The 23,935-nt window shown below is 62.6% G+C and carries 21 protein-coding genes; 12 read left to right on the top strand and 9 right to left on the bottom strand.

Annotated features, from left to right (window positions below; translation table 11 throughout):
• Positions 1–139: 139 nt before the first annotated feature.
• Complete coding sequence (locus tag HU767_RS08765) at positions 140–1,159, top strand: GlxA family transcriptional regulator (RefSeq protein ID WP_238349436.1); 1,020 nt, start codon at positions 140–142, stop codon at positions 1,157–1,159.
• 25 nt (positions 1,160–1,184) lie between these two features.
• On the opposite strand, the gene HU767_RS08760 is transcribed toward HU767_RS08765, so the two are convergent.
• Complete coding sequence (locus HU767_RS08760; RefSeq protein ID WP_272972215.1) at positions 1,185–2,126, bottom strand: LysR family transcriptional regulator; 942 nt, start codon at positions 2,124–2,126, stop codon at positions 1,185–1,187.
• Between the two features lie 678 nt (positions 2,127–2,804).
• On the opposite strand from HU767_RS08760, the gene HU767_RS08755 reads away from it, so the two are divergent.
• The 5 genes from HU767_RS08755 to HU767_RS08735 all read left to right on the top strand — a co-directional run bounded on the left by HU767_RS08755 (position 2,805) and on the right by HU767_RS08735 (position 7,936).
• Positions 2,805–4,256 (top strand): ATP-binding protein, encoded by a 1,452-nt coding sequence (locus HU767_RS08755; RefSeq protein ID WP_186729326.1) that lies wholly within the window; start codon positions 2,805–2,807, stop codon positions 4,254–4,256.
• Entirely contained in the window at positions 4,253–4,897 is a 645-nt protein-coding gene (locus HU767_RS08750) for a response regulator transcription factor (RefSeq protein ID WP_186705815.1), read from the top strand. Before HU767_RS08755 ends, HU767_RS08750 begins: the two co-directional genes overlap by 4 nt.
• Positions 4,898–4,998: 101 nt before the next feature.
• Complete coding sequence (locus HU767_RS08745; RefSeq protein ID WP_186705814.1) at positions 4,999–5,373, top strand: response regulator; 375 nt, start codon at positions 4,999–5,001, stop codon at positions 5,371–5,373.
• A 236-nt stretch (positions 5,374–5,609) separates the two neighbouring features.
• Positions 5,610–6,812 (top strand): NAD(P)/FAD-dependent oxidoreductase, encoded by a 1,203-nt coding sequence (locus HU767_RS08740; RefSeq protein WP_186729294.1) that lies wholly within the window; start codon positions 5,610–5,612, stop codon positions 6,810–6,812.
• A 212-nt stretch (positions 6,813–7,024) separates the two neighbouring features.
• Positions 7,025–7,936 (top strand): LysR substrate-binding domain-containing protein, encoded by a 912-nt coding sequence (locus HU767_RS08735; protein WP_186729293.1) that lies wholly within the window; start codon positions 7,025–7,027, stop codon positions 7,934–7,936.
• 715 nt (positions 7,937–8,651) lie between these two features.
• Here HU767_RS08735 and HU767_RS08730 read toward each other — a convergent pair.
• The 6 genes from HU767_RS08730 to HU767_RS08705 all read right to left on the bottom strand — a co-directional run bounded on the left by HU767_RS08730 (position 8,652) and on the right by HU767_RS08705 (position 14,802).
• Positions 8,652–9,692 (bottom strand): ABC transporter substrate-binding protein, encoded by a 1,041-nt coding sequence (locus HU767_RS08730; RefSeq protein ID WP_186705811.1) that lies wholly within the window; start codon positions 9,690–9,692, stop codon positions 8,652–8,654.
• Between the two features lie 183 nt (positions 9,693–9,875).
• On the bottom strand, positions 9,876–11,045 hold the full coding sequence (gene argE / locus HU767_RS08725; protein WP_186729292.1) for an acetylornithine deacetylase: 1,170 nt from the start codon (positions 11,043–11,045) through the stop codon (positions 9,876–9,878).
• The gene (locus HU767_RS08720; RefSeq protein ID WP_186729291.1) at positions 11,038–11,712 is read right to left on the bottom strand and encodes a DUF1028 domain-containing protein; all 675 of its coding nucleotides are present in this window, start codon (positions 11,710–11,712) and stop codon (positions 11,038–11,040) included. The genes argE and HU767_RS08720 overlap by 8 nt, the downstream gene beginning before the upstream one ends.
• A 10-nt stretch (positions 11,713–11,722) precedes the next feature.
• A complete protein-coding gene (locus HU767_RS08715; protein ID WP_003201555.1) occupies positions 11,723–12,133 on the bottom strand; it encodes a RidA family protein in 411 nt (136 codons plus the stop codon).
• Positions 12,133–13,458, bottom strand: coding sequence for an NAD(P)/FAD-dependent oxidoreductase (locus tag HU767_RS08710; RefSeq protein ID WP_186729290.1), 1,326 nt, complete (start codon positions 13,456–13,458; stop codon positions 12,133–12,135). The genes HU767_RS08715 and HU767_RS08710 overlap by 1 nt, the downstream gene beginning before the upstream one ends.
• Before the next feature lie 429 nt (positions 13,459–13,887).
• Positions 13,888–14,802 carry a LysR family transcriptional regulator gene (locus HU767_RS08705; RefSeq protein ID WP_186729289.1) on the bottom strand — a complete coding sequence of 305 codons (915 nt, stop codon included), beginning with the start codon at positions 14,800–14,802 and terminating at the stop codon, positions 13,888–13,890.
• Between the two features lie 123 nt (positions 14,803–14,925).
• Between HU767_RS08705 and HU767_RS08700 the strand changes: the two genes are divergently transcribed.
• Entirely contained in the window at positions 14,926–15,765 is an 840-nt protein-coding gene (locus HU767_RS08700; RefSeq protein ID WP_186729288.1) for a pirin family protein, read from the top strand.
• 51 nt (positions 15,766–15,816) lie between these two features.
• Entirely contained in the window at positions 15,817–16,911 is a 1,095-nt protein-coding gene (locus HU767_RS08695) for an alkene reductase (protein WP_186729287.1), read from the top strand.
• 477 nt (positions 16,912–17,388) lie between these two features.
• Here HU767_RS08695 and HU767_RS08690 read toward each other — a convergent pair whose 3' ends face one another.
• On the bottom strand, positions 17,389–18,441 hold the full coding sequence (locus tag HU767_RS08690; RefSeq protein WP_186729286.1) for a LacI family DNA-binding transcriptional regulator: 1,053 nt from the start codon (positions 18,439–18,441) through the stop codon (positions 17,389–17,391).
• Positions 18,442–18,568: 127 nt separating this feature from the next.
• Between HU767_RS08690 and HU767_RS08685 the strand changes: the two genes are divergently transcribed.
• The 3 genes from HU767_RS08685 to HU767_RS08675 all read left to right on the top strand — a co-directional run bounded on the left by HU767_RS08685 (position 18,569) and on the right by HU767_RS08675 (position 21,734).
• Positions 18,569–19,492, top strand: coding sequence for a TIM barrel protein (locus HU767_RS08685; RefSeq protein WP_186729285.1), 924 nt, complete (start codon positions 18,569–18,571; stop codon positions 19,490–19,492).
• 18 nt (positions 19,493–19,510) lie between these two features.
• Positions 19,511–20,680 carry a Gfo/Idh/MocA family oxidoreductase gene (locus tag HU767_RS08680; RefSeq protein WP_186729284.1) on the top strand — a complete coding sequence of 390 codons (1,170 nt, stop codon included), beginning with the start codon at positions 19,511–19,513 and terminating at the stop codon, positions 20,678–20,680.
• Between the two features lie 151 nt (positions 20,681–20,831).
• Entirely contained in the window at positions 20,832–21,734 is a 903-nt protein-coding gene (locus HU767_RS08675) for a sugar phosphate isomerase/epimerase (protein ID WP_186729283.1), read from the top strand.
• A gap of 4 nt (positions 21,735–21,738) precedes the next feature.
• Here the strand turns inward: HU767_RS08675 and HU767_RS08670 are convergent, their stop codons facing one another.
• Entirely contained in the window at positions 21,739–22,197 is a 459-nt protein-coding gene (locus tag HU767_RS08670) for a YfcE family phosphodiesterase (RefSeq protein WP_186729282.1), read from the bottom strand.
• Between the two features lie 127 nt (positions 22,198–22,324).
• On the opposite strand from HU767_RS08670, the gene HU767_RS08665 reads away from it, so the two are divergent.
• Complete coding sequence (locus HU767_RS08665; protein WP_186729281.1) at positions 22,325–23,893, top strand: sensor domain-containing diguanylate cyclase; 1,569 nt, start codon at positions 22,325–22,327, stop codon at positions 23,891–23,893.
• Positions 23,894–23,935 lie beyond the last annotated feature (42 nt).

Genomic DNA, 23,935 nt, shown 5'->3' with positions numbered 1-23,935 from the left:
ACCCGACCTTTGATGATTCCAGGGCTTATGGATCAAACCCAGGCAAGTTCCATTCCGCCTGGCAGGCCACTCGTTCAATTGTGCCGAAAACGGATAGACTCCTTCACCTCTCCTGACAAAAATCCAGCGCGAAGCGATCATGAACGAAATGACCCTGGATATCGGCATCGTCGCCGAGTCCATTTGCCAACCGCGCACTTTAGTATTCCTCGCCTACCCGCAGATGGGCCTGCTGGACCTGACCGGCGCCCAGACCGTGTTCTGGGCCGCCACCAAAGCCATGACCGAACGCGGCCTGCCCGGCTACGCCATGCACACCGCCAGCCTGGCAGGCGGGTTGATGCAAAGCGCCGAGGGCCTGGTCGTGGACACCCGTGCCCTGCATGAACTTGATGGGACGCTCATCGACACCCTGATCGTCCCCGGTGCACCGGACATACGGCAGGCAATGATCGACTGTGTCGACCTGGTGCAATGGCTGCGCGATGCTTCGGCCCAGGCCAGGCGCACCGCATCGGTGTGCAGTGGCACCTTCCTCATGGCCCAGGCCGGGTTGTTGGACGGACGCCGGGCCGCCACCCATTGGGCCATGTGCGAGATGCTCAAGAGTGGGTTCCCGTCGATCGAAGTGGACCTCGATGCGATCTTCATCCAGCAGGGCAACGTGTGGACCTCGGCCGGGGTCAGCGCCGGCATCGACATGGCCCTGGCATTGGTCGAAGCCGACTGCGGTCGCGACGTGGCCTTGCAGGTGGCCCGTGAGCTGGTGGTGTTTCTCAAGCGCCCCGGCGGGCAGGCGCAGTTCAGCCAACTGTTGCAATTGCAGATGCAGGAGAGCGCCGGGTTCGACGAGTTGCACGTCTGGATCTCCGAACACCTGGACGACAATGACCTCACCGTCGAGCGGTTGGCCCGCCAAGCCAGGATGAGCCCACGCAATTTTGCCCGGGTCTACAAACGCCACACCGGGCGAACCCCGGCCAAAGCCGTGGAAATGTTCCGCCTTGAAGCCGCGCGTCGAATGCTCGAAGACTCCCAGCGAAACATCGACCAGATTGCCCGCGCCTGCGGCTTCGGGGACGAGGAACGAATGCGCCACACGTTCCAGCGCCACCTGTCGATTTCGCCCCGGGAGTATCGCAACCGGTTTTCCCGCTGAGCGCGAGCCCTGCGGCGTCGTCCTGTCAGGCCACTTGCCTGGATCCCTCCTGCGACTCGCCCTGCTCGGCCAGGAGCGCGCTGCAACGGGAACGCAACCAACGCTCCCCCGGATCATTGTGCGAGGCGCCGCGCCAGACCATGGAAAGCGCGTGCTGGGGCAAGCAGATGGGGGCCGCTTGCGCGCGCATGCCGGTCGTCACAGCCATGGCCTGGGCAACGTAATCCGGCACGATGGCGATCATATCGCTCTCGGCCAACAGCATGGGCAAGGCGCTGAACTGCGGCACGGTCAAGACCACTCGGCGCTGGCGGCCCATCAGGCATAACGCGCGGTCCGAATCATCGATGACATTGCCCATGGACGACACGACGGCGTGGGGCCGACGGCAGAATTCGTCCAAGGTCAGTTCGCCGGGCTGCGAGTCGGCGCGCAACAGCGTCGGCCGAATTGGCCGCAGTGTCTTGCGCCGGGCATTGGCCGGCAGTTCCAGGGTCGGGCTGATGCCCAGGGAAATCTCGCCGCTGGCCAACAGTTGGGATACCTGCCATTGATCGGCCCGGCGCACCACCAAGGTGGTGCCTGGTGCCTCGACCCGCAGGCGGCGCAACAGCTCCGGCAGCAACGCGTACTCGACGTCATCGCAAAGGCCGACATGGAAGGTCGCCTCGCTGGTGGCCGGCTCGAATGCCTGGCAACGGCTCAAGGCAGCGGCGATGCCGTCCAGGGCCGGTGACAGATTGGAGAAGATTTCCTGCGCCCGGGAAGTCGGCTCCATCAACCGTCCGGAACGGATGAACAAGGGGTCATCGAACATCAACCGCAGCCGCGCCAGGGCGCTGCTGATCGTTGGCTGACCGAGAAACAGCTTTTCGCTGACGCGGGTCACGTTTCGCTCGTGCATCATGGTTTCGAAGACCACCAGCAGGTTGATGTCAGCACGACGCAGGTCATTTCTGTTCATCATAGTCGTCGCCCCAGGCACCAGGCCATTGAGTCAGGAGTGGACACGTTCATCGCCTGCGTCCTCCATCAAGGCCTACGGCGACGAGGTGTTGAAAGCGTAATCCCCGCGGCGCACCCGGTCTGTTGTACGTGGGGACACTCGTCTCACCCTTTGGGCCATGCCATCGATACTTCGGTATACACCCACGCCGGACGCCCCCTGCCTTTGTGGCGAGGGAGCTTGCTCCCGCTGGGCTGCGCAGCAGCCCCAACACTGTCAACGCGGTGTGCCAGGTTGATCCAGTCCGCTTGGATTGGGGGTGCTTCGCACCCCAGCGGGAGCAAGCTCCCTCGCCACAGGTTTGTGTTTTGTTGGCCGATGGCGTGGATTGTTCAAATCCCATTATTTGCGCCCCCAACCTGTGGCGAACAGTGCACTTTGTGGCGAGGGAGCTTGCTCCCGCTGGGCCGCGCAGCGGCCCCCTCTTTGTCACGGCCTGGCGGGATTTCAGGGTTATATGTCCTACCTCAGGCAAAGCCGCGCTTCGTAAGATACGAGTCGATGCTCTGCCCCCGACATCCCAGAGCGAGACCATGTAATAACAGAAGGTCTGCCAGCGTGCCCCTACCCTCCGCGATGCTCAAGCATGTCTATGACAGCCTGCGATACACGCCAAGCCAGGGTGGGTCTCGGCCGTCGATGGGCATCAGCACCCACCCACTGGTCAATGCCCTGGGCTGGGCGGTGGGCCTGGTGGTGGCCTGCGGGATTTTCATCATCAATTCCGAAACCCATTCCGACCTGGCCCCGACCCTGCTGTACATCACCTTGTTGTTAATGGCAGCCAACCTGTTTTCCATCAACCTGGTGATCACCGTCGCGCTGATGTGCATGGGCCTGCTCACCGCGATGTTCTTGTACAACGGCGGCTATCACCGCTGGGAATCGACCACCGGCTTCTTCCGCTGCCTGACCGCATTGTCGGCGATCGCCTTCCTGGCCCTGCGCAGCAAGCGGGCTTGCGACAATCTACGGCACAACGAGGCCTACCTGATCGGCGCCCAGCGCCTGAGCCAGACAGGCAGCGTGGGCTTTCGCGGTGATCGGCAAGCGCTGTCCTGGTCGCTAGAGTCGGCAAGGATCTTCGAGTACTCGCCCAACAAGACACCGACAGTGTCGATGATGCTCGAGCGCACCCACCCTGAAGACCTGGAGTTGGCTCGTGGGGTTTTCCTACAGGCCGCCGCTGGCGAACCGCAGATCGAGGTCAAGCTACGCCTGCTGATGCCGGATGGACGCATCAAGCACATCCACATGATCGCCAGCCCCCTGTTGCTCCAGCACGGCCGATGCCAGTACCTCGGCGCACTCATGGACGTGACGGCCAGCAAGCAGGCCGAAGAAGCGCTGTTCCGCGCCCAGAGCCAACTGGCCCACGTCACGCGCTTGACCTCCCTGGGGGAAATGGCCGCGTCCATTGCCCACGAGGTCAACCAGCCGCTGACGGCCATCACCAGCAGCGGCGAGGCCTGCCGCCGGTGGCTCGAACGTCCCGAGCCGGACCTTGGGGAAGCCTTGGATTGTCTCGATCGGATCGTCGCCAACGGCTGTCGCGCCAGCGAGGTCATCAGCGGTATCAGGGCGCTGTCGCGCAAGTGCGATCCGTTGCGCCAACCCGAGAGACTGGACGACATCGTTCGCGAGACCCTGAACCTGGTCCAGCAGCAACTGGCGCATCATAAAGTCCGGACGAAGGTGGACCTGGCAGCGCCCGATGGCCGGATCAGCGCGGACCGGGTACAACTGCAGCAAGTGATCATCAACCTGATCATCAATGCCTGCCACGCCATGGATGGGGTCAAGGTCCACGAACGAACTCTGCACATAAGCACCTGGACGGAGAATGACGAAGTGCTGCTGGAGGTGACCGACCACGGAACCGGCATTGCGCCCGAGGTCCTGCCGTCATTGTTCAATGCGTTTTTTACCACCAAGGAAAACGGCCTGGGCATGGGCCTCTCCATCTGCCGCTCCATCATCGACTTCCATGACGGCAGGATCTGGGCGACCAGCGAGGCCGACCAAGGCACCTCGTTCAGGTTCGCGCTGCCGCGGCTCACTTGCACCGCTCTGTCGGCAAGCAGCCAATGAACGCCATAACGAGCCCGGTCATCGACAACGACCCCATCGTCTATATCGTTGACGACGACGCACCGCTGCGCCAATCCCTTGGTAGCCTGCTGCGCTCCATCGGCCTGCAGGTCCATCTGTTCGGTTCGGTCGCGCAGTTCATGGGCCATCCCAGGCCAGACGTGCCCAGTTGCCTGGTGCTGGATGTCCGGCTGCAAGGTACCAGCGGCCTGGATTGCCAACGGCAGCTGGCCGCCGCCAATGTTCAATTGCCGATCGTGTTCATGACCGGTCACGGTGACATCGCCATGACCGTGCGGGCGATGAAAGCCGGTGCCGTGGACTTCCTCGCCAAACCGTTCCGCGAACAAGACCTGATCGACGCCGTGACCGCCGCCCATCACCAGGACCGCCAGCGGCGCGAGTCCGAACGCGGCCATCAGCAAGTGTTTGAGCGCCACGCCACCTTGACGCCCCGGGAACAGCAGGTCATGGCGCTGGCGGTGTCGGGCCTGATGAACAAGCAGATCGCTGGGGAACTGGGCTTGAGTGAAATCACCGTAAAAATTCACCGCGGCCAGGCCATGCGCAAGATGTGCGCGCGCTCGTTCGCCGATCTGGTGCGCATGGCCCAGGTGTTGGAACTGCGCGGCAAGCATTAGAAAGTTCATACCCACGTATACTTGGCGGAACCATCGGACGGCGTATCTTGCAGTGACACGGGCGCCTTTATGGCTACCTGATATCACCTCCAGGTATCGACATGTCCAACACGGCAATTATTTCAATCATTGATGACGATGAGTCAGTTCGAATTGCATTGGATGGCTTGTTACGTTCCCATGGTTACCAAGTTAAAACATACGCCAGCGCCTTGGATTTTCTATCTTTTGGTGAACTTGAAAGCACGGCGTGCCTGATATCGGATGTTCAAATGCCCGGCATGACCGGTATTCAAATGTACGATCGATTGGCGACCCTGGGCATTCTTATCCCGATCATCTTCATCACTGGATATCCCGGCGTCCCCCCTCGTGTCAGCGTTGCTGCACCCAAGCCAGTGGCATTTTTCCCGAAACCCTTTGACTGCGCTGAGTTGATCGCCTGCATCGAGTCGGTACTCACCCGGTCTGCTTGACCACTGCGCCCCTTCATACCTTCGTATAGATCACCCCTACCCAGGCATAGCCCCGATGACCTTATGTAGAAGTGTTAAACACAGGTCCTGCCAATAAGCTTTCCCACAGCGAACCGAAACTGAATGTGCTCGATATCAATTCATTGAAGCTCGGCATTTTTGGAGTAGTTCGCGACACGGTCACGCTGAAACAGTTAAACAAATCAACGTATCGATTTTGTCTTCGGGAGCTCATCATGAAACAACATATTCTGGTTGTTGGCGCAGGTTTCGGCGGAGTCTGGAGCGCATTGAGCGCCGCCCGCCTACTGGACCAACACGATCGCAATGACGTGCAGATCAGCGTCCTGGCCCCCCAGGCTGAACTGCGCATCCGACCTCGCTTCTACGAGCCAGACGTTCATACCATGGCCGCACCGCTGGGTGACCTGTTCGACGCGGTGGGCGTGAAATTCGTCCAAGGCTCGGCGAGCAGTATCGATGTCGACAATAAGCGGGTTGGCTACGTGGATGTGTTCGGCACCCAGGGCACCCTGGGCTACGACCGCCTGGTGCTCGCGGCGGGCAGCCAACTGGTTCGCCCTGACCTCGAAGGCATGATCGAGCACGCCTTCGACGTTGATGAAATCGAACAGGCCACCCGTCTCGAGGCCCACCTCAAATCCTTGAAAAATCTGCCAGACAGCCCGGCCCGCAACACGGTGGTGGTGGCTGGCGGCGGCTTTACCGGGATCGAAACCGCCACCGAAATGCCCGCACGCCTGCGCGCTGTCCTCGGCGATGACGCGGACATCCGTGTCATCGTGGTGGATCGCGGACCGCAGATCGGCGCAGCGTTGGGCGACGGTATTCGCCCGTCCATTGTCGAAGCGTCCGAGCACCTGGGTATCGAATGGGTCCTCAACGCCTCGGTCGAGTCGGTGGATGCCGGTGGCGTTACCCTGTCGAGCGGCCAGCGTATCGAGTCCCATACCGTGATCTGGACCGTGGGGTTCCGCGCCAGTCCGCTGACCCAGCAGGTTCCCGGCACCCGTGATCGCCAGGGTCGCCTGCACGTCGATGCCAACCTGAAAGTCCTGGGCCAGAACGACATATTTGCCACCGGTGACGTGGCCTACGCCGCCACCGACACCCTGGGCAACTACGCCGCGATGTCCTGCCAGCACGCCATCGCCCTGGGCCGCTATGCCGGCAATAACGTCGCGGCCGACTTGCTGGGCGTCGCGCCGATGGCCTACAGCCAACCCAAGTACGTGACCTGCCTGGACCTCGGTGCCTGGGGCGCGGTGTATACCGAAGGCTGGGATCGCCAACTCAAATTGGTCGGGCAAGAAGCCAAGGAGCTCAAGACCCAGATCAACACCGTGTGGATCTATCCGCCAGCGGCTGATCGCGCGACCGCCCTGGCCGCGGCCGATCCATCGATTCCGGTAGCCTGAGTCCCGTATCCGACCCCGGCCAGTCCCTCCTTTCTGCGCCGGTCTTTCCCGGACGCCTGCCAACGATACTTGGGCAGGCGTTTTTTTTTAGGCGCACGTCCCCAAGCCAGGTTGAATATCGTCACTGCCCAGCAAAATCCGTAGCAATGCCCGCCCCTTACGCCTTGTGCACAAGGTAAGGTAGGCAGAAATCATCCGGATCGAGGTGTGCCGTGGCGTCCTATTCCTTGCGTCAGCTGAAGTACTTCGTCACCACCGTCGAATGTGGCAGCGTCGCTGAAGCGTCCCGCAAGCTGTACATCGCCCAACCGTCGATCGCCACCGCCATCAAGGGCTTGGAAGACAGTTTCGGCGTGCAACTGCTCATTCGTCATCACGCCCAGGGCGTATCGTTGACGCCCGGTGGCGCGCGTTTCTACCGCAAGGCCCAGGAGCTGTTGCGCATGGCCCGGGAGTTCGAGCAGAACGCGCTGGCCGACAACGACGTGGTCAGCGGGCAGATCGACATCGGCTGCTTCGAAACCGTCGCCCCGCTCTACCTGCCGCGGCTGATCGCCGGTTTCCGCGAGCGCTTTCCCGGGGTGGAAATTCGCGTACAGGATGGCGAACAACAGGAGCTGGTACAGGGCCTGACGGGGGGGCGTTTCGACCTGGCGATCTTCTATGAACACGACCTCGACAGCACCATCGAGACCGAAGCACTGACGGCACCGCAACGCCCCTATGCGCTGTTGCCGGCGGGCCATCGCTTCGCCGATCAGGCCCAGGTGTCGCTGCGTGACCTGGCCCTCGAACCGATGATCCTGCTGGACGTACAGCCCAGTCGCACCTACTTCGTGAGCATCTTCGAAGAGCTGGGCCTGACGCCCAACATTGTGTTCAGCTCGCCGTCCATCGAGATGGTCCGAGGCATGGTCGGCCAGTCCTTCGGCTTCGCCGTACTGGTGACCCGCCCGCACTCCACCTGCACCTACGACGGGCAGCACCTGGTGTGCGTCGACATCGCCGAGGACGTGACCGGTTCGGCGCTGGTGGCCGGCTGGCTCAAGCGCACCCACCTGACCAAACCGGCCCAATTGTTCGTGGATTACTGCAAAGAACAGTTCAAGCAATGGCTGGCCTGATGCCCATGCCACCACCCCGCCAGACATTAATCCTTGTGGCGAGGGGATTTATCCCCGTTGGGCTGCGCAGCAGCCCCCTTAAGCACTCAACCCAATCTGTCTAATACACCAGGTTGTCAGCTTTTAGGGCCGCTTCGCGCCCCAACGGGGATAAATCCCCTCGCCACAAAAAGGCTGTGTTCGCCACAGGCTCGGTCTTTGCAAGTGAATGGGGTTTGAATGCCCCACACCACCGCCCAGTCAAACACCAGACCCTGTGGCGAGGGAGCTTGCTCCCGCTGGGGTGCGAAGCGGCCCCAAAACAAGCTGCCCCAATCAACCTGGCACACCGCGGTGAACGCGTTGGGGCTGCTGCGCAGCCCAGCGGGAGCAAGCTCCCTCGCCACAAAAAAATGGGGTTCGCCAAAGGTTGGTGGTCGCCAATAATGGATTTTGAATAACCCACACCACCGCCCAGTCAAACACCAGACCCTGTGGCGAGGGAGCTTGCTCCCGCTGGGGTGCGAAGCGCCCCCAAAACAAGCTGACCCAATCAACCTGGCACACCGCGGTGAACGCGTTGGGGCTGCTACGCAGCCCAGCGGGAGCAAGCTCCCTCGCCACAAAAAGGCTGTGTTCGCCACAGGTCGGTCTTTGCAAGTGAATGGGGTTTGAATGCCCCACCCACTCTCCAGCCATACACAAAGCGGGGCTCGTCAAAAGCGCGGTTCGCTGTTTAGCGAGCCGCCCAGGCATTGAACCGTTGTTCCAGTTCCTCGCCATGATCGACCCAGAATTCCGCGTCCACGGCTTGGGCTTCAGCCAGGTTGGCCTCGGCGGTGGGCAACTGTTCCTGTACCGCCGTCGGCAACAACGCCAGTGTCTTGCGGTGCACCGGCCCATAAGGGATGTTTTCCGAAAATACCTTCTGGGCCTGCGGCTGGCTGGCAAAGGCAATGAACTGCTCGGCCAGGGCCTTGTTCGGGGTGCCCTTGACCACGGCCCAGTACTCCGGGTCGTACAGGCTCTGGGGCCAGACAATGCTCAACTTCATGCCTTCCTTCTGCGCCGACGCGATACGCCCGTTGTAGGCCGCACTCATCGCCACGTCCCCCGCCACCAGCCATTGCGCCGGTTGCGCGCCGGCCTCCCACCACTGGATGTTCGGCTTGATCTGGTCCAGTTTGGCGAAGGCCCGGGATACGCCTTGGGGAGTGTTCAACACCTTGTACAAGTCCTGGGACTTGACCCCATCGGCCAGCAAGGCGATCTCCAGGGTGTACTTGGCCCCCTTGCGCAGGCCGCGCTTGCCCGGGTACTCGGCGACGTTCCAGAAATCCGCCCAGGACCTGGGTGCCTTGGCGAGCTTGGTCTGGTCATAGGCCAGGACCATCGACCACACATAGGTGGCGACACCACACTCATTGAGCGCACCCGGCACATAGTTCGCCGGGTCGCCAAGGCCTGTCAGGTCGAGCTTTTCGAACAAGCCTTCCTCACAGCCCCGCAACAGCTCCGGGCTTTCCACTTCGACCACGTCCCAACTGGTGTGACCGGCCGCGACCATCGCCTTGATCTTCGACAGCTCACCGTTGTATTCGCCGGCCACAATGCTTCCTGCACCGCTGGCGTTGAAGGGTTGGAAGTAGGCCTTGTCCTGGGCCTGCTTGGTGGCACCGCCAAAGGAAATCACGGTCAAGCTCTGGGGCGCGGCCATGACGCTGGAACTCAACAACGCCAATGCACACGCAATATTGCAACGCAAGGATCTGGACATGGAGCGGTTCCTCGAAAATGCCGGCTCGCCCGCACGAGCCGGCGACGGGACTCAAGGGTGGCCGTAAGCGCGGGCGGTGTGGTCTACAGCAATAAGGCTCTGGTCGGCCCATTCGTTGATGGCGGCATGACGGGCCGCCAGCATTTTCCTGCAACGGAAATCGTTCACCTCGGCATCTCCTGGTCACGGACCATTGGGTTCACTGAGATAGCTCGCCAACCGATCCATCAAGCGATCGCAGGCAGCCATTTGTTCAACGCTCACGTACTCGTCGGGCTTGTGCCCCTGGTCCATGCTGCCGGGGCCACAGACCACCGTCGGCACGCCGGCCTGGTGAAACAGGCCGCCTTCGGTGCCAAAGGCGACGGTGCTGAAAGCGTCGCTGCCGCACAGTCGCGCAACCAGTTGGGCGGCCGCGCTTTCAGGCGAAGTGGCCAGGCCCGGGTAGGCCGACAGCGGCTCGAAACGGATCGCCGTATCCCCCGCCACCGCCTGCATCGCCGGCAGCAGGGTCTGTTGCGCATAACCTTGCAATTGCTCGACCACCACGTGCGGATTGAAATCCGGCAAGGCGCGCACTTCGAAGTCGAAACGGCAATCGGCCGGGACAATGTTCAATGCCGTACCGCCCTGGATCACGCCGACCTGCACCGTGGAAAACGCCGGGTCAAAGCGCGGGTCGTGCCGTGACGGCTCGGCCAGTTCTGCACCGATCTCGCCCAGTCGCCCCATCAGGCGCGCGGCCTGCTCGATGGCGTTGACACCGTAAGGTGCATAGGCCGAATGGCAGGCCGCGCCTCGAACATGGCAACGCATCGCCAACTTGCCTTTGTGCCCCAACACCGGTTGGAGTTGGGTGGGTTCGCCGATCAGGCACAAGGCCGGTTGAGGGATGCGTTGTGACAACACCTCCAACAGGCTGCGCACGCCCAGGCAACCGACCTCTTCGTCATAGGAAAACGCCAGGTGCACCGGCCGGCTCAGCGGGCTGGACAGAAACATCGGCACCGCCGCCAGCACCGAAGCCAGATATCCCTTCATGTCCGCCGTACCGCGCCCGAACCAGTTGCCGTCTATCTCGGTCAGTCGGAACGGATCGACCGTCCAGGCCTGCCCGTCCACCGGCACCACATCGGTGTGCCCGGACAACACCACGCCACCGGGCACCGACGGGCCAATGCTCGCCAGCAAGTTCGCCTTGGTTCCCTCGGCGTTGTAGATCAGCTCGCTATCCACGCCCAGCCCTTGCAAGTAGTCGCGCACGAACTCGATCAAGGCCAGGTTCGAATCGCGGCTGACCGTGGCAAAGCCAACCAACCGTTCGAGCAACGCCCGGCTGCGCAGCTCACTCATCACCCGGCACTCCATAACTCGGCGCCAGGGTCGGGTTGAGCGCGCGGGTCAGGTAATCCTGCAGTTGCGGCTGATAGGCGAGCCAGAGCTTTTCCAACTCGCCGATGGGGTTTTCCTCGGCCCAGTCCACCCGCAAATCGACGACGGGCCACGTCAGGTCATCGACCACCGACAACGCTGCCGAATGCACCGCCCCAGCCTCCCCGCCCGCCGCCTGCCCGGCCTGTAACGCACTCATCAAGCGTGATGCAAGGCAGCCACCGCCCTGCTCGAAGGCGGTGACCATGGCCTCGATCACCGCAGCGTTGGCCAATAGATTGCCGGCCGCCACGCATTGCTCACCGGCCACGGCGTTGTGAGTGCCCAAGGTATGTTCGCCGCTGAACATCGCCGTGCGGCCCTCGGCATCGATTACCGCCACCTGGCGGTATTGGCTGTAGCCGTTGCGCCCCAGGATCCGCTCCAGCGCCGCTTGCGCCACCTGGCCACCGGCCAGTTCATCGAGCACCTGCGGCCCCAGGGCCGGCAGGGTAATGTTCTGACTCGACACCGCGCCGACCCCCGCCCGCAACCAGGGGCACCGGGCGCCGACGGCAATGCTCGAGGAGCTGATGGCGATGCCCAACTGGCCGGTTTCGGCACAGCGTCCAACGATGGAAAAGGTCATGCTCCGCTCCTTATTCAGGGATCACCGCGATCACGTCGATTTCCATCAGCCACTGTGGCTGGCCCAAGGCGCTGACCACCAACCCGGTGGAAATCGGAAACACGCCCTTGAGCCACTTGCCGACCTCCTGGTACACCGGCTCGCGATAACGCGGATCGATCAGGTACGTCGTGGTCTTGACGATGTGGCTCAGGTCGCTGCCGGCCTCTTCCAGCAATTGCTTGACGTTGCGCATGGCCTGCTCGGCCTGGGCACGGGGATCGCCAAGGCCCACCAGTTGACCGTTGAAGTCAGTGCCGACCTGGCCGCGCACGTAGACGGTGTTGCCGGCGCGCACGGCCTGGCACAGGTCGTTGTCCAGCGTCTGGTTCGGGTAGGTGTCCTTGGTGTTGAACATGCGAATACGTGTGTGAGTAGGCATCAGCGGACTCCCGAGAGACTGGTTTTCGAACGGTGCGAATCACTGCCGAGGGCCGGGGCCTGGCGCTGGGCGGCATCTTGGTAGGCGAGGTAAATGCGTTGCTTCACGATGTGGTCGGCAATGTGCCGGGCGTCATGCCAGACACCCCAGATGAACGCCGAGCCTCGACGTGACAGCCAGGGCAAGCCGACGAAATACAGGCCCGGCTCGCTGGAAACGCCGCGTTGATGGCGAGGCTTGCCATTGGCGCCGAGGGCGTCGACCTTCAGCCAGCTGTAATCCACCGAGTAGCCGGTGGCCCAGATGACGCTGGTCACGCCGGCGGCCAACAGGTCCAGTTCCAGGATCGGCTGGGTCAGGCATTGCGGGTCGGGCAGCAAGTGACGGGCCTCAGGTTCGAGGGGCAGGTCCAGGCCGTTGCGGGCAATGTAGGCGTCGGCGGCATCCAACAGCGCCAGGTAGTTTTCGTCGCCACGAGCGATGTTTTCGGCGAGATTCGGTTCGAAGGTCACCACGCTGCCGTTGAACGATTTGGTCAGCCCCACCAGGGTGATGCCCTCGTGGGCCAACCGGCGAAAATCCACGGTATGGCCGCCACGGGCACCGCTCACCGCAATGGTGACGTGCTCCTTGCCCGGCTTGACCGCCTCCGCATCCCACTCGCCCAACACGCCCAGCCACCAGCAGAAATCGCGGTTGCGATAGGCCCGGGGCGGACGGTCATGGGCTCCCACCGAGAGATAGACCTGCTTGCCGGCGCGCTGCAGCTCATCGGCGATCTGCACCCCCGACGACCCGGCACCCACCACCAACACGGCCCCTTCGGGCAATTGCCCGGGGTTGCGATACTGGGCCGAGTGAAGCTGGGTGACCGACGTCAGATCCGGCGCAATCGGTGGAATCACCGGCCGTTGGAAAGGCCCGGTGGCGACCACCACATGGATCGCTTCGATCTGGCCTTCGGAGGTTTCGACAGTGAAGCCCGGCCGGCCGACATTGCGCTCGACGCCCCTGACTTCCACGCCGGTACGGATCGGGGCGTTGAACTTACGGGCATAGGCTTCGAAGTAATCGGCCACTTGGTCCTTGGTCGCGAAGGTATCCGGGTCGAGCCCTTCGAATTCCAACCCTGGGAAGCGGTCATGCCAGGCCGGCCCGTTGGCCACCAGGGAATCCCAACGCGCCGTGCGCCAGGCCTCGGCAATGCGGCTTCGCTCCACGACGAGATGAGGCACGCCTTGACGGCTCAAGTGCTCACTCATGGCCACGCCGGCCTGGCCGGCGCCTATCACAAGCGTATCGATACGTAGGGTTTCATCGGGCATGTCTTGCACTTCCGGCAGTAGGTTTGATTCAGGCGGGCATGGCGCCGCCTCGGGTTTGGTTTTCTTGTTGTTCTGCGGTTGCGATGATCGAGATGAGGTGTCGAGGCGATTGTGTTGGCAGGCGGGGATTTGCGAAACGAGGGTTTTTGTCGTTGCTGGGAAGGAAAAAAATGGGCTACTGCGCGGGTGGGATGGTCACGACAACAAGGCGCGTCTCATTTGGACTTGATAACGGGAACCTGTGGCGAGGGAGCTTGCTCCCGCTGGGCTGCGCAGCGGCCCCAAACCCGTCACCGCGGCCAGTCAGGCGGATAGCGTTCAGCTTTTTTAGGCTGCTGCGCAGCCAGCGGGAGCAAGCTCCCTCGCCACGGTATTGCGGTGCGGCAGACAATGGCTTATCCCGCCACGACGCCGGCCTGAGTGACTCACTCACTGCATCCGCGCCGGAAACGCCTTGAGTTCCAGCTTTTCCATCACCAACCCGATGAATGCCGAAACCGCCAGCGGCAACTGCCGCCGGCTCGGATAGAGCACATTCAGGCCGAAGCCGATGCGTTGGTATTGCGGCAGCACCCGCACCAGCCTTCCGGCTTCCAGGTCGAGGCTGCTCAGCGCCCCCGGCAACACGGCGATGCCCAGGCCGGCGACGGTCGCCCGGCGCAACGCTTGGGCGGTGTTGGCGTGGAATCGGCTGGCGATCTGCACGTGCTCCTCGATGCCGCCCGGACCGACGAATCGCCAGTCGGTCAGGCCGCTGGGCTGGGCGAAGCTCACGCCGTCGTGGTGAGCCAGGTCCTGCAGCGAACGCGGTGCGCCACGTGCGGCAAGGTAGGCAGGACTGGCAACCATGCCGTCGCCGTCATTGCTGAGCAGTTGGCGACCGACATACCCCGAGTCCTGCAACGGACCGCCGCGAAAGGCCACGTCGATGCGGTCGGCAATCAGGTCGACCCGGGCATCGCTGAGTACGAAGTCGAGCTGCACGCGAGGATGCTCGGCTAAAAAGTCGGCGACCCACTCCATTGGGAAAAAGTCGAAGAAATCCGCCATCGCCGCAATGCGCACCAGGCCACTAGGCGCTTCGCCGCCCATCATCAGTTCCTGCCCTGCGTCCATCAAGCCGTCCACAGCGTCCACGCAACGCTCATAGAACCCCTGGCCCGCATGGGTCAACGTGAGCTTGCGGGTCGAGCGCTGCAGCAGTCGTGACGCCAACTGCGCCTCCAACTGCTGGACCCGTCGGCTGACCGTGTTCGAAGGCATGCCCAGCCGCCTGGCCGCTTCAGCGAAGCTGCCACTGCGAACCACCTGGACGAACAGCGCAACATCGTTGAGATCGAGCATGGCGCGCACATTCCTTCGATTTATGGATGAGTTCAATCCGATTGTATCGACTAATCAAACCATTGGCAGGCACTTATCCTTCGCCCATCGAGGCCCAACGCCCATGATTCGGAGGCAAATCCCATGAACAGCATCGTCGCAGCGCCACCCCGCGCCATCGTCCATCGCACTGCTGGCAGCAGCCATGGGCCAATCACCCGGCTCATGAGCCCCGGCGACCTGGGCCAGCTCTGCAAGCCATTCGTGTTTCTCGATCACTTCGCCTTCAACGCCGATGCCCTGCAAAGAAGTTTCGGCATGCATCCGCATTCCGGGATCGCCACGCTGACTTACATGATCGAAGGCCAAGTGATCTACGAAGACACCACCGGCCAGTCCGGCACCCTGCCCAGCGGCGGCATGGAGTGGATGCAGGCCGGCAACGGCGTATGGCACACCGCTCGACCGGTTGCGGGTTCGCCGATCCAAGGCTTCCAGCTCTGGGTTGCGCTGCCGGCGGCAGAAGAAAATTCTCCGGCCCGCAGCGTCTACCTGGCCCCTTCCGAGATTCCCCGTGAAGGTCCGGCGCTGGTGTTGCTTGGCGAATACGGCGCAGCCCGCAGCAGCGTCGCCTCCCCGGCAGGCATGAATTACCTCGCCGTGCAGTTGCAGGACAACGAGCACTGGCGCTACACGCCGCCGGCCGGGCATACCGTCGCCTGGCTGGCGGTCAACAGCGGCGGCCTCAGCGCCAACGGCAAGGTCAATGCCGGGGAAATGGTGGTGTTCGAAGAATCCGGCGCGGCCATCGACATCGTTGCCCGGGGCGCGACTTCCTTTGTGCTCGGTTCGGCGGTCAAGCATCCCCATGGCCTGGTGATGGGCTACTACTCGGTGCACACCAGCGAGGCCGCCCTGGAAAAAGGCGAGAAAGAAATCCAGCGCATCGGCGCCCTTTTGCAACAAGAGGGTCGGTTGGCCTGACCGACCCTCGACTCAATCCCTCATTCATACCCGATCCCTTAGAGGTGAATCATGACTGACATCGGTCTCGATCTTCTGTTGTCCCGTACTCAAGTCGGCAAGCTGCCCCTGAAAAACCGCATGGTCATGGCGCCGATGACCCGCAGCCGCGCAGGCGCTGGCGATGCCGCCACGCCCTTGATGGCCGAGTACTACAGCCAACGGGCCAGCGCCGGCCTGATCATCAGCGAAGGCTCCCAGGTGTCGGCCCAGGGCAAGGGTTACCTGAGAACACCGGGGATCTTTACTCCTGAGCAAGTCACCGGCTGGAAACAGGTGACCGATGCGGTCCATGCCGAGGGTGGGCAGATCTTTTTGCAGCTCTGGCATGTGGGCCGTCTTTCCCATCCTTTGGTGCAAGTCAACGGCGCCCAACCCGTCGCCCCCTCGGCGATCAAGGCCGATGGCGAGATCTATACCCCCGAAGGCCTCAAGCCCTACGAACTGCCACGGGCGCTGGAACTCGATGAAATCCCCAGCGTGGTCGCCGACTTCCGCCAGGCCGCCGCCAACGCGAAGCTGGCCGGTTTCGACGGCGTGGAGATCCACGGCGCCAATGGCTACCTGATCGACCAGTTCCTGCGTGACGGCACCAACCAACGCACCGATGCCTACGGCGGCTCGATCGAGCATCGCGCCCGTTTCCTCAAGGAAGTGGTCGAGTCGGTGATCGAAGTCTTCGGTGCCAGCCGTGTCGGCGTGCGCCTGTCGCCAATCTTCAGTTACTTCTCGATGAGCGACAGCAACCCGCAAGCAACATTTGACTACACGGCCAGGATGCTCAGCCGCTATGGCTTGGCCTACCTGCACATCGTGGAATTGGGCGAAGGCTCGTTCGACTTCCTGGAACTCAAGCGTCGCTTCGGCGGGACGTACATTGCCAATGGCGGCTACAGCGCCGAACGCGCCGCCACGGCCATCAGCCGTGGAGAAGCAGACCTGGTGGCATTCGGCACGCCGTTTTTGGCAAACCCGGACTTGGTGGAACGGTTCAAACGGGGCCAGGCGCTGAACATCCCTGACGCCTCGACGTTCTACCAGGGCGACGAACGTGGTTATACGGACTATCCGATTTTGAACGGGGCTCAAGCAGGCCAAGAGGCGTAACCGAGACCTGTGGGAGCTTGCTCGCGATAGCGGATTGTCAGTCAATGATGATGTTGAATTTGATATTGCCTTCGCGAGCAAGCCCGCTCCCACAAGATCTCCGGTTGTCCGCAAGATCTGCATTCACCATCAGTTCCCTGTGGGAGCGAGCCTGCTCGCGATAGCGGATTGTCAGTCAATGATGATGTTGAATTTGGTTTGGCCTTCGCGAGCAAGCCCGCTCCCACAAGATCTCCGGTTGACCGCAAGATCTGCATTCACCACCAATCCCCTGTGGGAGCGATAGCGGATTGTCAGTCAATGATGATGTTGAATTTGGAATTGCCTTCGCGAGCAGGCTCGCTCCCACACTGTTGCCGGTTGACCGCAAAATTCACATTCACCATCAACTCCCTGTGGGAGCGAGCCTGCTCGCGAAAGCGGGATGTCAGTCAACGATGATGTTGAGATGGCGGCGGCTCAGAATGCAGCGGGCACTCAAGTACTTTCCGACACATCAATCTGAAGCGGCACCACCCGTCTCGGCGCCGAGCCTGGTGGCGTGGCTGTCGCCGCCTCGACCAGTGCTTCTACCGCCTGTTCGGCCATTGCCACGACAGGATGAGACAGCACCGCCTGGACCAACCCCGTCTTCAACGCCTCGCGTGTCAATGGCGTCAGGTCGTGGCACACCACCACGGGCAGGCGAAGCTGCTGCGCCTGGAGGCTGCGCAAGGCACGCAACACGCCGGCGATGCCACCACCGGCCACATACAGCCCGGCCAGGTAGGGCTCGGCCGTCAGCAAATCCAGCGTATTGCCATACGCGAACTCATCGTCCTCCAGGGTCAGGCGCGAAGCGAGCAACTCCCACTCGTTGGAGTGCTCGGCCAGGTAACTGCGAAAGCTCAGTTCACAGAGCTCCTGGCACTGGAAACGCTGACTGCTGAGCATGACAGCCGCAGCGCCAGGTCGATCCGCCAGGCGGCTGATGAACCAGCCTGCCGTGCGGCCGGTGAGTCGATTGTCCAACCCGACGTACCCCGTGCCGCTGGCGCTGGACAGCTCCGACAGCAACGCCACCACCGAAACGCCCGTCTCGCGCAATTGGGCAACCGCCTCCCGAACCCGTGGATGGTCCACTGCCACCACGCCCAGGCCGTCCACTTGATCACGCAGGGCCAGGATGCGTTGCGCGACGATGACCGGGTCGAGATCGTCCAGATAACCAATGACCACGCGGATCCGTGCTCGCGTGCAGGTCGCGGCGGCGTTCGATAGCGCATGGGCGAGCCCCTGGTAAAAAGGCACGCCGCTTTTTTGCAACAAGAAGCCAAGCCGCAAGGTCGGGCGGTCGTTGAGCACCCGTTGTTCGATCACACCCTTGGCATGGAACCCCAACCGCGCGGCAGCCGCGGCGATGCGTTGGGCGGTGTCGGCGCGCACATCGGCGCGCAAGTTCAGCACCCGGTCGACGGTGGACAGGCTGACCCCCGCCTCCCGAGCAACATCGGCCATGGTGGGGCGCAGTTTACGGCGGCGTTCTGACATGTTTTGACACCTCTGCCTGGCATCATGAGGGGTTTTGACAGATTAAGCCATCGCCCCATGGCCCCCTTACCGACAACTCAATAGCATCAGGCCAAGCACATAAAAACAAACACAGCCGGAGTGCCCCATGACGATCCATATCTGCACCGCGCCCTGCTGCTGGGGCGTCGACGACGTCAAGAACCCTTTCCTGCCTTCGTGGCGACGGGTGCTTGGGGATGCGGCCGAGGCCGGCTATCGCGGGATCGAGCTGGGGCCTTACGGTTACCTGCCGCTAGACCCCGACATCATCAGTCCGGCCCTGTCCGAACAGGGTCTGCAGGTGGTCGCCGGGACGATCTTCGACGACCTCGTCAGCCCCGCCAACCTGCCCGGACTGCTGCGCCAGACCCATGAAATCTGCACGCTGCTCAAACAGCTGCCGCCCATGGAACAGCAAGCCGGCCAGCGCCATGCCGGGCCCTATCTGGTGATCATCGACTGGGGCCACGAAGTGCGCGACTACGCAGCCGGCCATTCGGACCGCGCCCCGCGCCTGGACGATGCACGCTGGAACGCAATGATGGCGCACATCCGCGCCATCGCCGACATCGCCTGGCATCAATACGGCATTCGCGCCGTCATCCATCCTCACGCGGGTGGATACATCGAGTTCGCCGACGAGTTGGCGCGCCTGGTGGACGACATACCCCATGAAGTCGCCGGGCTGTGCCTGGACACCGGGCATCTGTACTACGCCGGCATGGACCCGGTCGCGTCGCTGCGCACCTACGCCCATCGCCTGGATTACCTGCACTTCAAGGACATCGACCCTATGGTGTTCGATCAGGTCCTGAACGAACACCTCCGTTTTTTCGCCGCCTGCGCCCGGGGCGTGATGTGCCCTATCGGGCGCGGTGTCATCGATTACCCGGCGCTGCACAGCCTCGTGCATGAATTGGGTTATGTGGGCTGCATCACCGTCGAACAGGAACGCGACCCACGCAACGCCGGGAGCAGCCTCGACGACGTGGCCGCCAGTCGCGCCTACCTGGCTGGCATAGGTTTCTGATCACACAAGGACAACGACATGATCAACGGCAGCAAAACCCTCACGCGCCCCATCCGCTGGGCCATGGTCGGTGGCGGCGAACACAGCCAGATCGGCTACATCCATCGCTCGGCCGCCCTGCGCGACCGGAACTTCGAATTGGTCGCCGCGGCGTTGGATATCGATCCCACCCGGGGCCGAGTCTTTGGCCAGCAGTTGGGCATCGACCCCGAGCGCTGCTATCCGGATTATCTGAGTCTGTTCGAGCTGGAGGCGCAACGTTCCGATGGGATTGAAGCGGTGTCGATCGCCACGCCCAACGGCACCCACTACGCCATCACCCACGCCGCCTTGGAAGCCGGACTGCATGTGGTCTGCGAAAAACCGCTGTGCTTTACCCTCGAACAGGCCGAGGCCCTGCGCAGCCTGGCGCACGCCAAGGGGCGCATCGTTGGCTTGACCTACGGCTACGCCGGGCACCAGTTGATCGAACAAGCCCGGGCGATGATCGCGGCCCAGGAGCTGGGCGAGATCCGCATGGTGCACATGCAGTTCGCCCATGGTTTTCACAGCGCGCCGGTGGAGGCCGGGAACCAGGCGACCCAGTGGCGCGTCGACCCGCGCCAGGCCGGGCCCAGCTACGTACTGGGTGACGTCGGCACGCACCCGTTGTATTTGTCCAAGGTGATGCTGCCTGATCTGAAGATCAAACGCTTGATGTGCAGCCGGCAAAGCTTCGTCGCCAGCCGCGCGCCGTTGGAAGACAACGCCTACACCTTGATGGAATACGAAGGCGGCGCCATGGGCATGGTCTGGTCCAGCGCGGTGAATGCCGGCTCGATGCACGGGCAGAAGATCCGCGTGATCGGCGCCCGTGCCAGCCTGGAATGGTGGGACGAGCGGCCCAACCAACTGAGCGTCGAGATCCAGGGCCAACCCGCGCAGATCCTGGAGCGCGGCATGGGCTACCTGCACCCCGACGCGCGGCAGGACGACCGCATCGGTGGCGGCCATCCCGAAGGGCTGTTCGAAGCCTGGTCCAACCTCTATCGCCGCTTCGCCCTGGCCATGGATGCAGCCAACCGTGGCGACAGCGAAACGCTGGCCGCCCTGCGCTACCCCGACATTGATGCGGGTGTGGAAGGTGTGCGCTGGGTCGAGCGCTGCGTGGAGTCCGCTGACAACGACGCCGCCTGGGTCGCGTATTGATCCCGGTAATTCAGTCAACGCAATACCCCTGTGGCGAGGGAGCTTGCTCCCGCTGGGTCGCGAAGCGGCCCCTTTTTGGGACTGCTGCGCAGTCCAGCGGGAGCAAGCTCCCTCGCCACAGGTAATGAACGTTGCCCAATGGAGAACAACAATGAAAATCGCCCTCGACCCCTACATGCATCGCCACCTGAGCCTGCCGGACCTGTGCCGCAAGACCGCCGAGCTCGGCTTCGAGTACTTGGAACTGTCGCCACGGGAGGACTTCCTGCCCTGGTGGGTACGCCCCCGCGCCCATAAGGAGCGCATCGCCGAGCTCAAGAAAGCCCTGCGCGACCACGACCTGCAACTGGCCTCGCTGCTGCCGATGTACCGCTGGGCCAGCCCCCATGAAGACGAACGCCGGGCAGCGGTGAACTACTGGAAGGAGGCGATCCAGGTCGCCGTGGACATGGGCTGCACGACGATGAATTCGGAGTTTGGCCGTGGGCCGTCGCCTGATCGTGGGCATACCGTCAGTTGCTGCGGTGGCGTGCACAGCCATGAGTCGAGCGAAGCGGCGTGGTGGCGTTCGATGGAAGAACTGGTGCCGATCCTGGAAAGCGAGGGGGTCACGCTGAACGTCGAGCCTCACCCGGAAGATTGGTGCGAAACCCTGCACCCGGCCCTCGACATGCTCAAGACCATTGGTTCGGACAACGTCAAGTTCCTGTACTGCACGCCGCACACCTTCTACTTCGGCGACGACATGCGAGCCATGATCGCCGAGGCCGGGTCGATGATCGCCCATGTCCACATCGCCGACACCTACAACCACAAGGCCTCGTCCGGCCTGCGCTACATCGTCAACCCCCCGGGCGCCAAGGTCACCGTCCACCAACACATGGACATGCATCAGGGCGAGATCGACTGGGACCTGTTTTTCAGCGAACTGGCCAAGACTGGCTTCGACGGCATCGTCACCGCATGCGTGTTCGGCTGGGAAGAACGGGCGGACGAATCCGGGCGTTTCATGCGCAAGGAAATACAGGCCTACGTGGACAAGTACTTCAGGTAGATCGTCACGGGAGCAATGGCACGATCCGCGGCTCGATCGCTTGTTCGCTCACCTCCAGCAGCGCCAGCGTCACCGGCAACTTGAACCGTCGCCGGCCGGCGCTGCCTGGGTTGAGATAGAGCCGCTCGCCACGCCACTCGATCAGCGGCTTATGGGAATGGCCGGTGATCACCAGCCGCACGCCCGGGTCGAGTGGCGCCGGCACGTCCGCGATGTCATGGACCAATAGGACCTGCCATCCCCCCAAGTCGAATTGCAGGCAATCGGCAAGGTGTCTCGCCCATTCGGCGTCCAGATCGTTGTTCCCACGCACCACCCGCAGCTCGCCAATGGAAGCCAAGGCATCGAGGATTTCCGGGCTGCCGATATCACCCGCATGAATGATCCGCTCACAGCCTTGCAGCGCCGCAAGCGCTTCAGGGCGCAGCAGGCCGTGGGTGTCCGAAATCACGCCAATTTTCACGAAACCTTTCTCCTCGATCGTGTGTCGCCGGTTATACCTGACTCGTCGCAGTTAGCTAACGTGCTGAAATCGAATAGGATAGGCTACGCCTGGAAAGGCGCAGACCCGTCGTGGAAAGGATATGTGAATGCTCGGACGCAAGCAGCCAGAGCCCAAGATCGAAAGCCCGGATGAAGCCTTCTCCCAGCAGGCTGTGCGGGCCGGAGCTGCATTTCGGCTGACGGTGAGTTTCATGCTGGTGGTCGTCATCGCGTTCCTGGCCGTCGAAGGCTGGCGAACCTGGCGCGATTACCGTGCCGCGTTTGCGTCTGCCCGGGACTCGGTGACGAACCTGGCACGGGCGACGGCCCAGCACGCCGAAGACACCATTCGACAAGTGGATGTGGTCACCGCCGCCCTCGCCGAACGGGTGGAGGGCGATGGCCTGCAGAACATGGACGTCCCGCGCATCCATAAGCTCTTGGTGCAACAAGCCGCGATCATGCCGCAATTGCACGGGCTATTTATCTACGGCCCGGACGGCCAATGGCTGGTGACGGACAAGGAAGTCATCCCGGAAATGGCGAACAACGCCGACCGCGACTACTTCCAATACCACCGCACCCATGAAGATCGAGGCGTGCGCATCGGTGACGTGGTCCAGAGCCGTTCCACCCACGACCTGATCATTCCCATTTCCCGCCGCCTGAACAACCCCGATGGCTCGTTTGCCGGCGTAATGCTGGGGACCGTAAAGGTCAACTATTTCGTCGACTACTACGGCGACTTCAAAATCGATGGCAAAGGCGCGCTGGTCCTGGCCAAGCGCAGCGGAACGATCCTGGTCCGACGTCCCTTCGTCGCCTCGGTGATTGGCAAGAGCCTCGTCAACAGCGTGATCTTCAGGGAGCATTTACCCACCTCCAACCAAGGGATCGCCGAAGCCAGGGCCGTCGTCGACGATACCGAGCGCCTGTATGGCTACCGGGCCTTGACCACGTATCCGCTGGTGGTGGAAACCGGCTTGTCCCGCGAGTCGATCATCGCGCCCTGGCGCCGGGACCTGCTCAAGACCGGCCTGGTGCTGATTTTCCTCATTGCGATCCTGGTGGGCTTCGGGCTCATCGTGTTGAGCCAGCTGCGCTACCGCATGACCATGGAAAAGCAGATTCGCAGTGCCCACCAGGCCATGCGCGACATGGCGCTGACCGACAGCCTGACCGGGCTGGGCAACCGCCGGCGGCTGGACATCGCCCTGGCCGATGAACTACGCCTGGCCAGGCGCCAGGGCTCATCCCTGGCCCTGATCATGCTGGATGTGGATTACTTCAAGCGTTTCAACGACCGGTACGGCCATGCCGCCGGCGACGATTGCCTGCGGGCGATTGCGGACGCGATCGGGCAGACCATCAAGCGGCCGGGCGACCTCGCGGTGCGCTACGGCGGTGAAGAGTTCACCGTGTTGTTGCCCAACACCGACAGTGCCGGGGCGGCCAAGGTCGCGCAGCAAATCCTCGAAGCCGTCAGGGCCTTGAACATTGAACATGGCGATCATCCCCTGGGCATCGTGACCATCAGCGCCGGCATCACCACCAGCCAGCCGAGCGACGAGGATGCAACCCCGGCGGTGCTGATCAAGGCCGCGGACGCCTTCTTGTACCTGGCGAAAAACACCGGGCGAAACCGTTGGTGCAGCGCTGGCACGACGTCGGGGTGAACGCCGCGAGAGCGCCGCGCATCGGTCAGAATCGTGCAAACC

This window comes from Pseudomonas sp. SWRI179, assembly GCF_014268705.1.
GTDB classification, from domain to species: Bacteria; Pseudomonadota; Gammaproteobacteria; order Pseudomonadales; family Pseudomonadaceae; genus Aquipseudomonas; species Aquipseudomonas zanjanensis.
Note: the sequence above shows the minus strand (reverse complement) of the source record. Positions and strands in the feature narration are given on the sequence as shown.

Coding starts and splice junctions, on each gene's coding strand:
- HU767_RS08680 (WP_186729284.1), top strand. CDS start 19,511: ATGATCAACGGCAGCAAAACCCTCACGCGCCCCATCCGCTGGGCCATG.
- argE (WP_186729292.1), bottom strand. CDS start 11,045: ATGAGTGAGCTGCGCAGCCGGGCGTTGCTCGAACGGTTGGTTGGCTTT.
- HU767_RS08690 (WP_186729286.1), bottom strand. CDS start 18,441: ATGTCAGAACGCCGCCGTAAACTGCGCCCCACCATGGCCGATGTTGCT.
- HU767_RS08710 (WP_186729290.1), bottom strand. CDS start 13,458: ATGCCCGATGAAACCCTACGTATCGATACGCTTGTGATAGGCGCCGGC.
- HU767_RS08685 (WP_186729285.1), top strand. CDS start 18,569: ATGACGATCCATATCTGCACCGCGCCCTGCTGCTGGGGCGTCGACGAC.
- HU767_RS08740 (WP_186729294.1), top strand. CDS start 5,610: ATGAAACAACATATTCTGGTTGTTGGCGCAGGTTTCGGCGGAGTCTGG.
- HU767_RS08765 (WP_238349436.1), top strand. CDS start 140: ATGAACGAAATGACCCTGGATATCGGCATCGTCGCCGAGTCCATTTGC.
- HU767_RS08760 (WP_272972215.1), bottom strand. CDS start 2,126: ATGATGAACAGAAATGACCTGCGTCGTGCTGACATCAACCTGCTGGTG.
- HU767_RS08705 (WP_186729289.1), bottom strand. CDS start 14,802: ATGCTCGATCTCAACGATGTTGCGCTGTTCGTCCAGGTGGTTCGCAGT.
- HU767_RS08715 (WP_003201555.1), bottom strand. CDS start 12,133: ATGCCTACTCACACACGTATTCGCATGTTCAACACCAAGGACACCTAC.
- HU767_RS08730 (WP_186705811.1), bottom strand. CDS start 9,692: ATGTCCAGATCCTTGCGTTGCAATATTGCGTGTGCATTGGCGTTGTTG.
- HU767_RS08675 (WP_186729283.1), top strand. CDS start 20,832: ATGAAAATCGCCCTCGACCCCTACATGCATCGCCACCTGAGCCTGCCG.
- HU767_RS08720 (WP_186729291.1), bottom strand. CDS start 11,712: ATGACCTTTTCCATCGTTGGACGCTGTGCCGAAACCGGCCAGTTGGGC.
- HU767_RS08665 (WP_186729281.1), top strand. CDS start 22,325: ATGCTCGGACGCAAGCAGCCAGAGCCCAAGATCGAAAGCCCGGATGAA.
- HU767_RS08745 (WP_186705814.1), top strand. CDS start 4,999: ATGTCCAACACGGCAATTATTTCAATCATTGATGACGATGAGTCAGTT.
- HU767_RS08695 (WP_186729287.1), top strand. CDS start 15,817: ATGACTGACATCGGTCTCGATCTTCTGTTGTCCCGTACTCAAGTCGGC.
- HU767_RS08700 (WP_186729288.1), top strand. CDS start 14,926: ATGAACAGCATCGTCGCAGCGCCACCCCGCGCCATCGTCCATCGCACT.
- HU767_RS08750 (WP_186705815.1), top strand. CDS start 4,253: ATGAACGCCATAACGAGCCCGGTCATCGACAACGACCCCATCGTCTAT.
- HU767_RS08755 (WP_186729326.1), top strand. CDS start 2,805: ATGGGCATCAGCACCCACCCACTGGTCAATGCCCTGGGCTGGGCGGTG.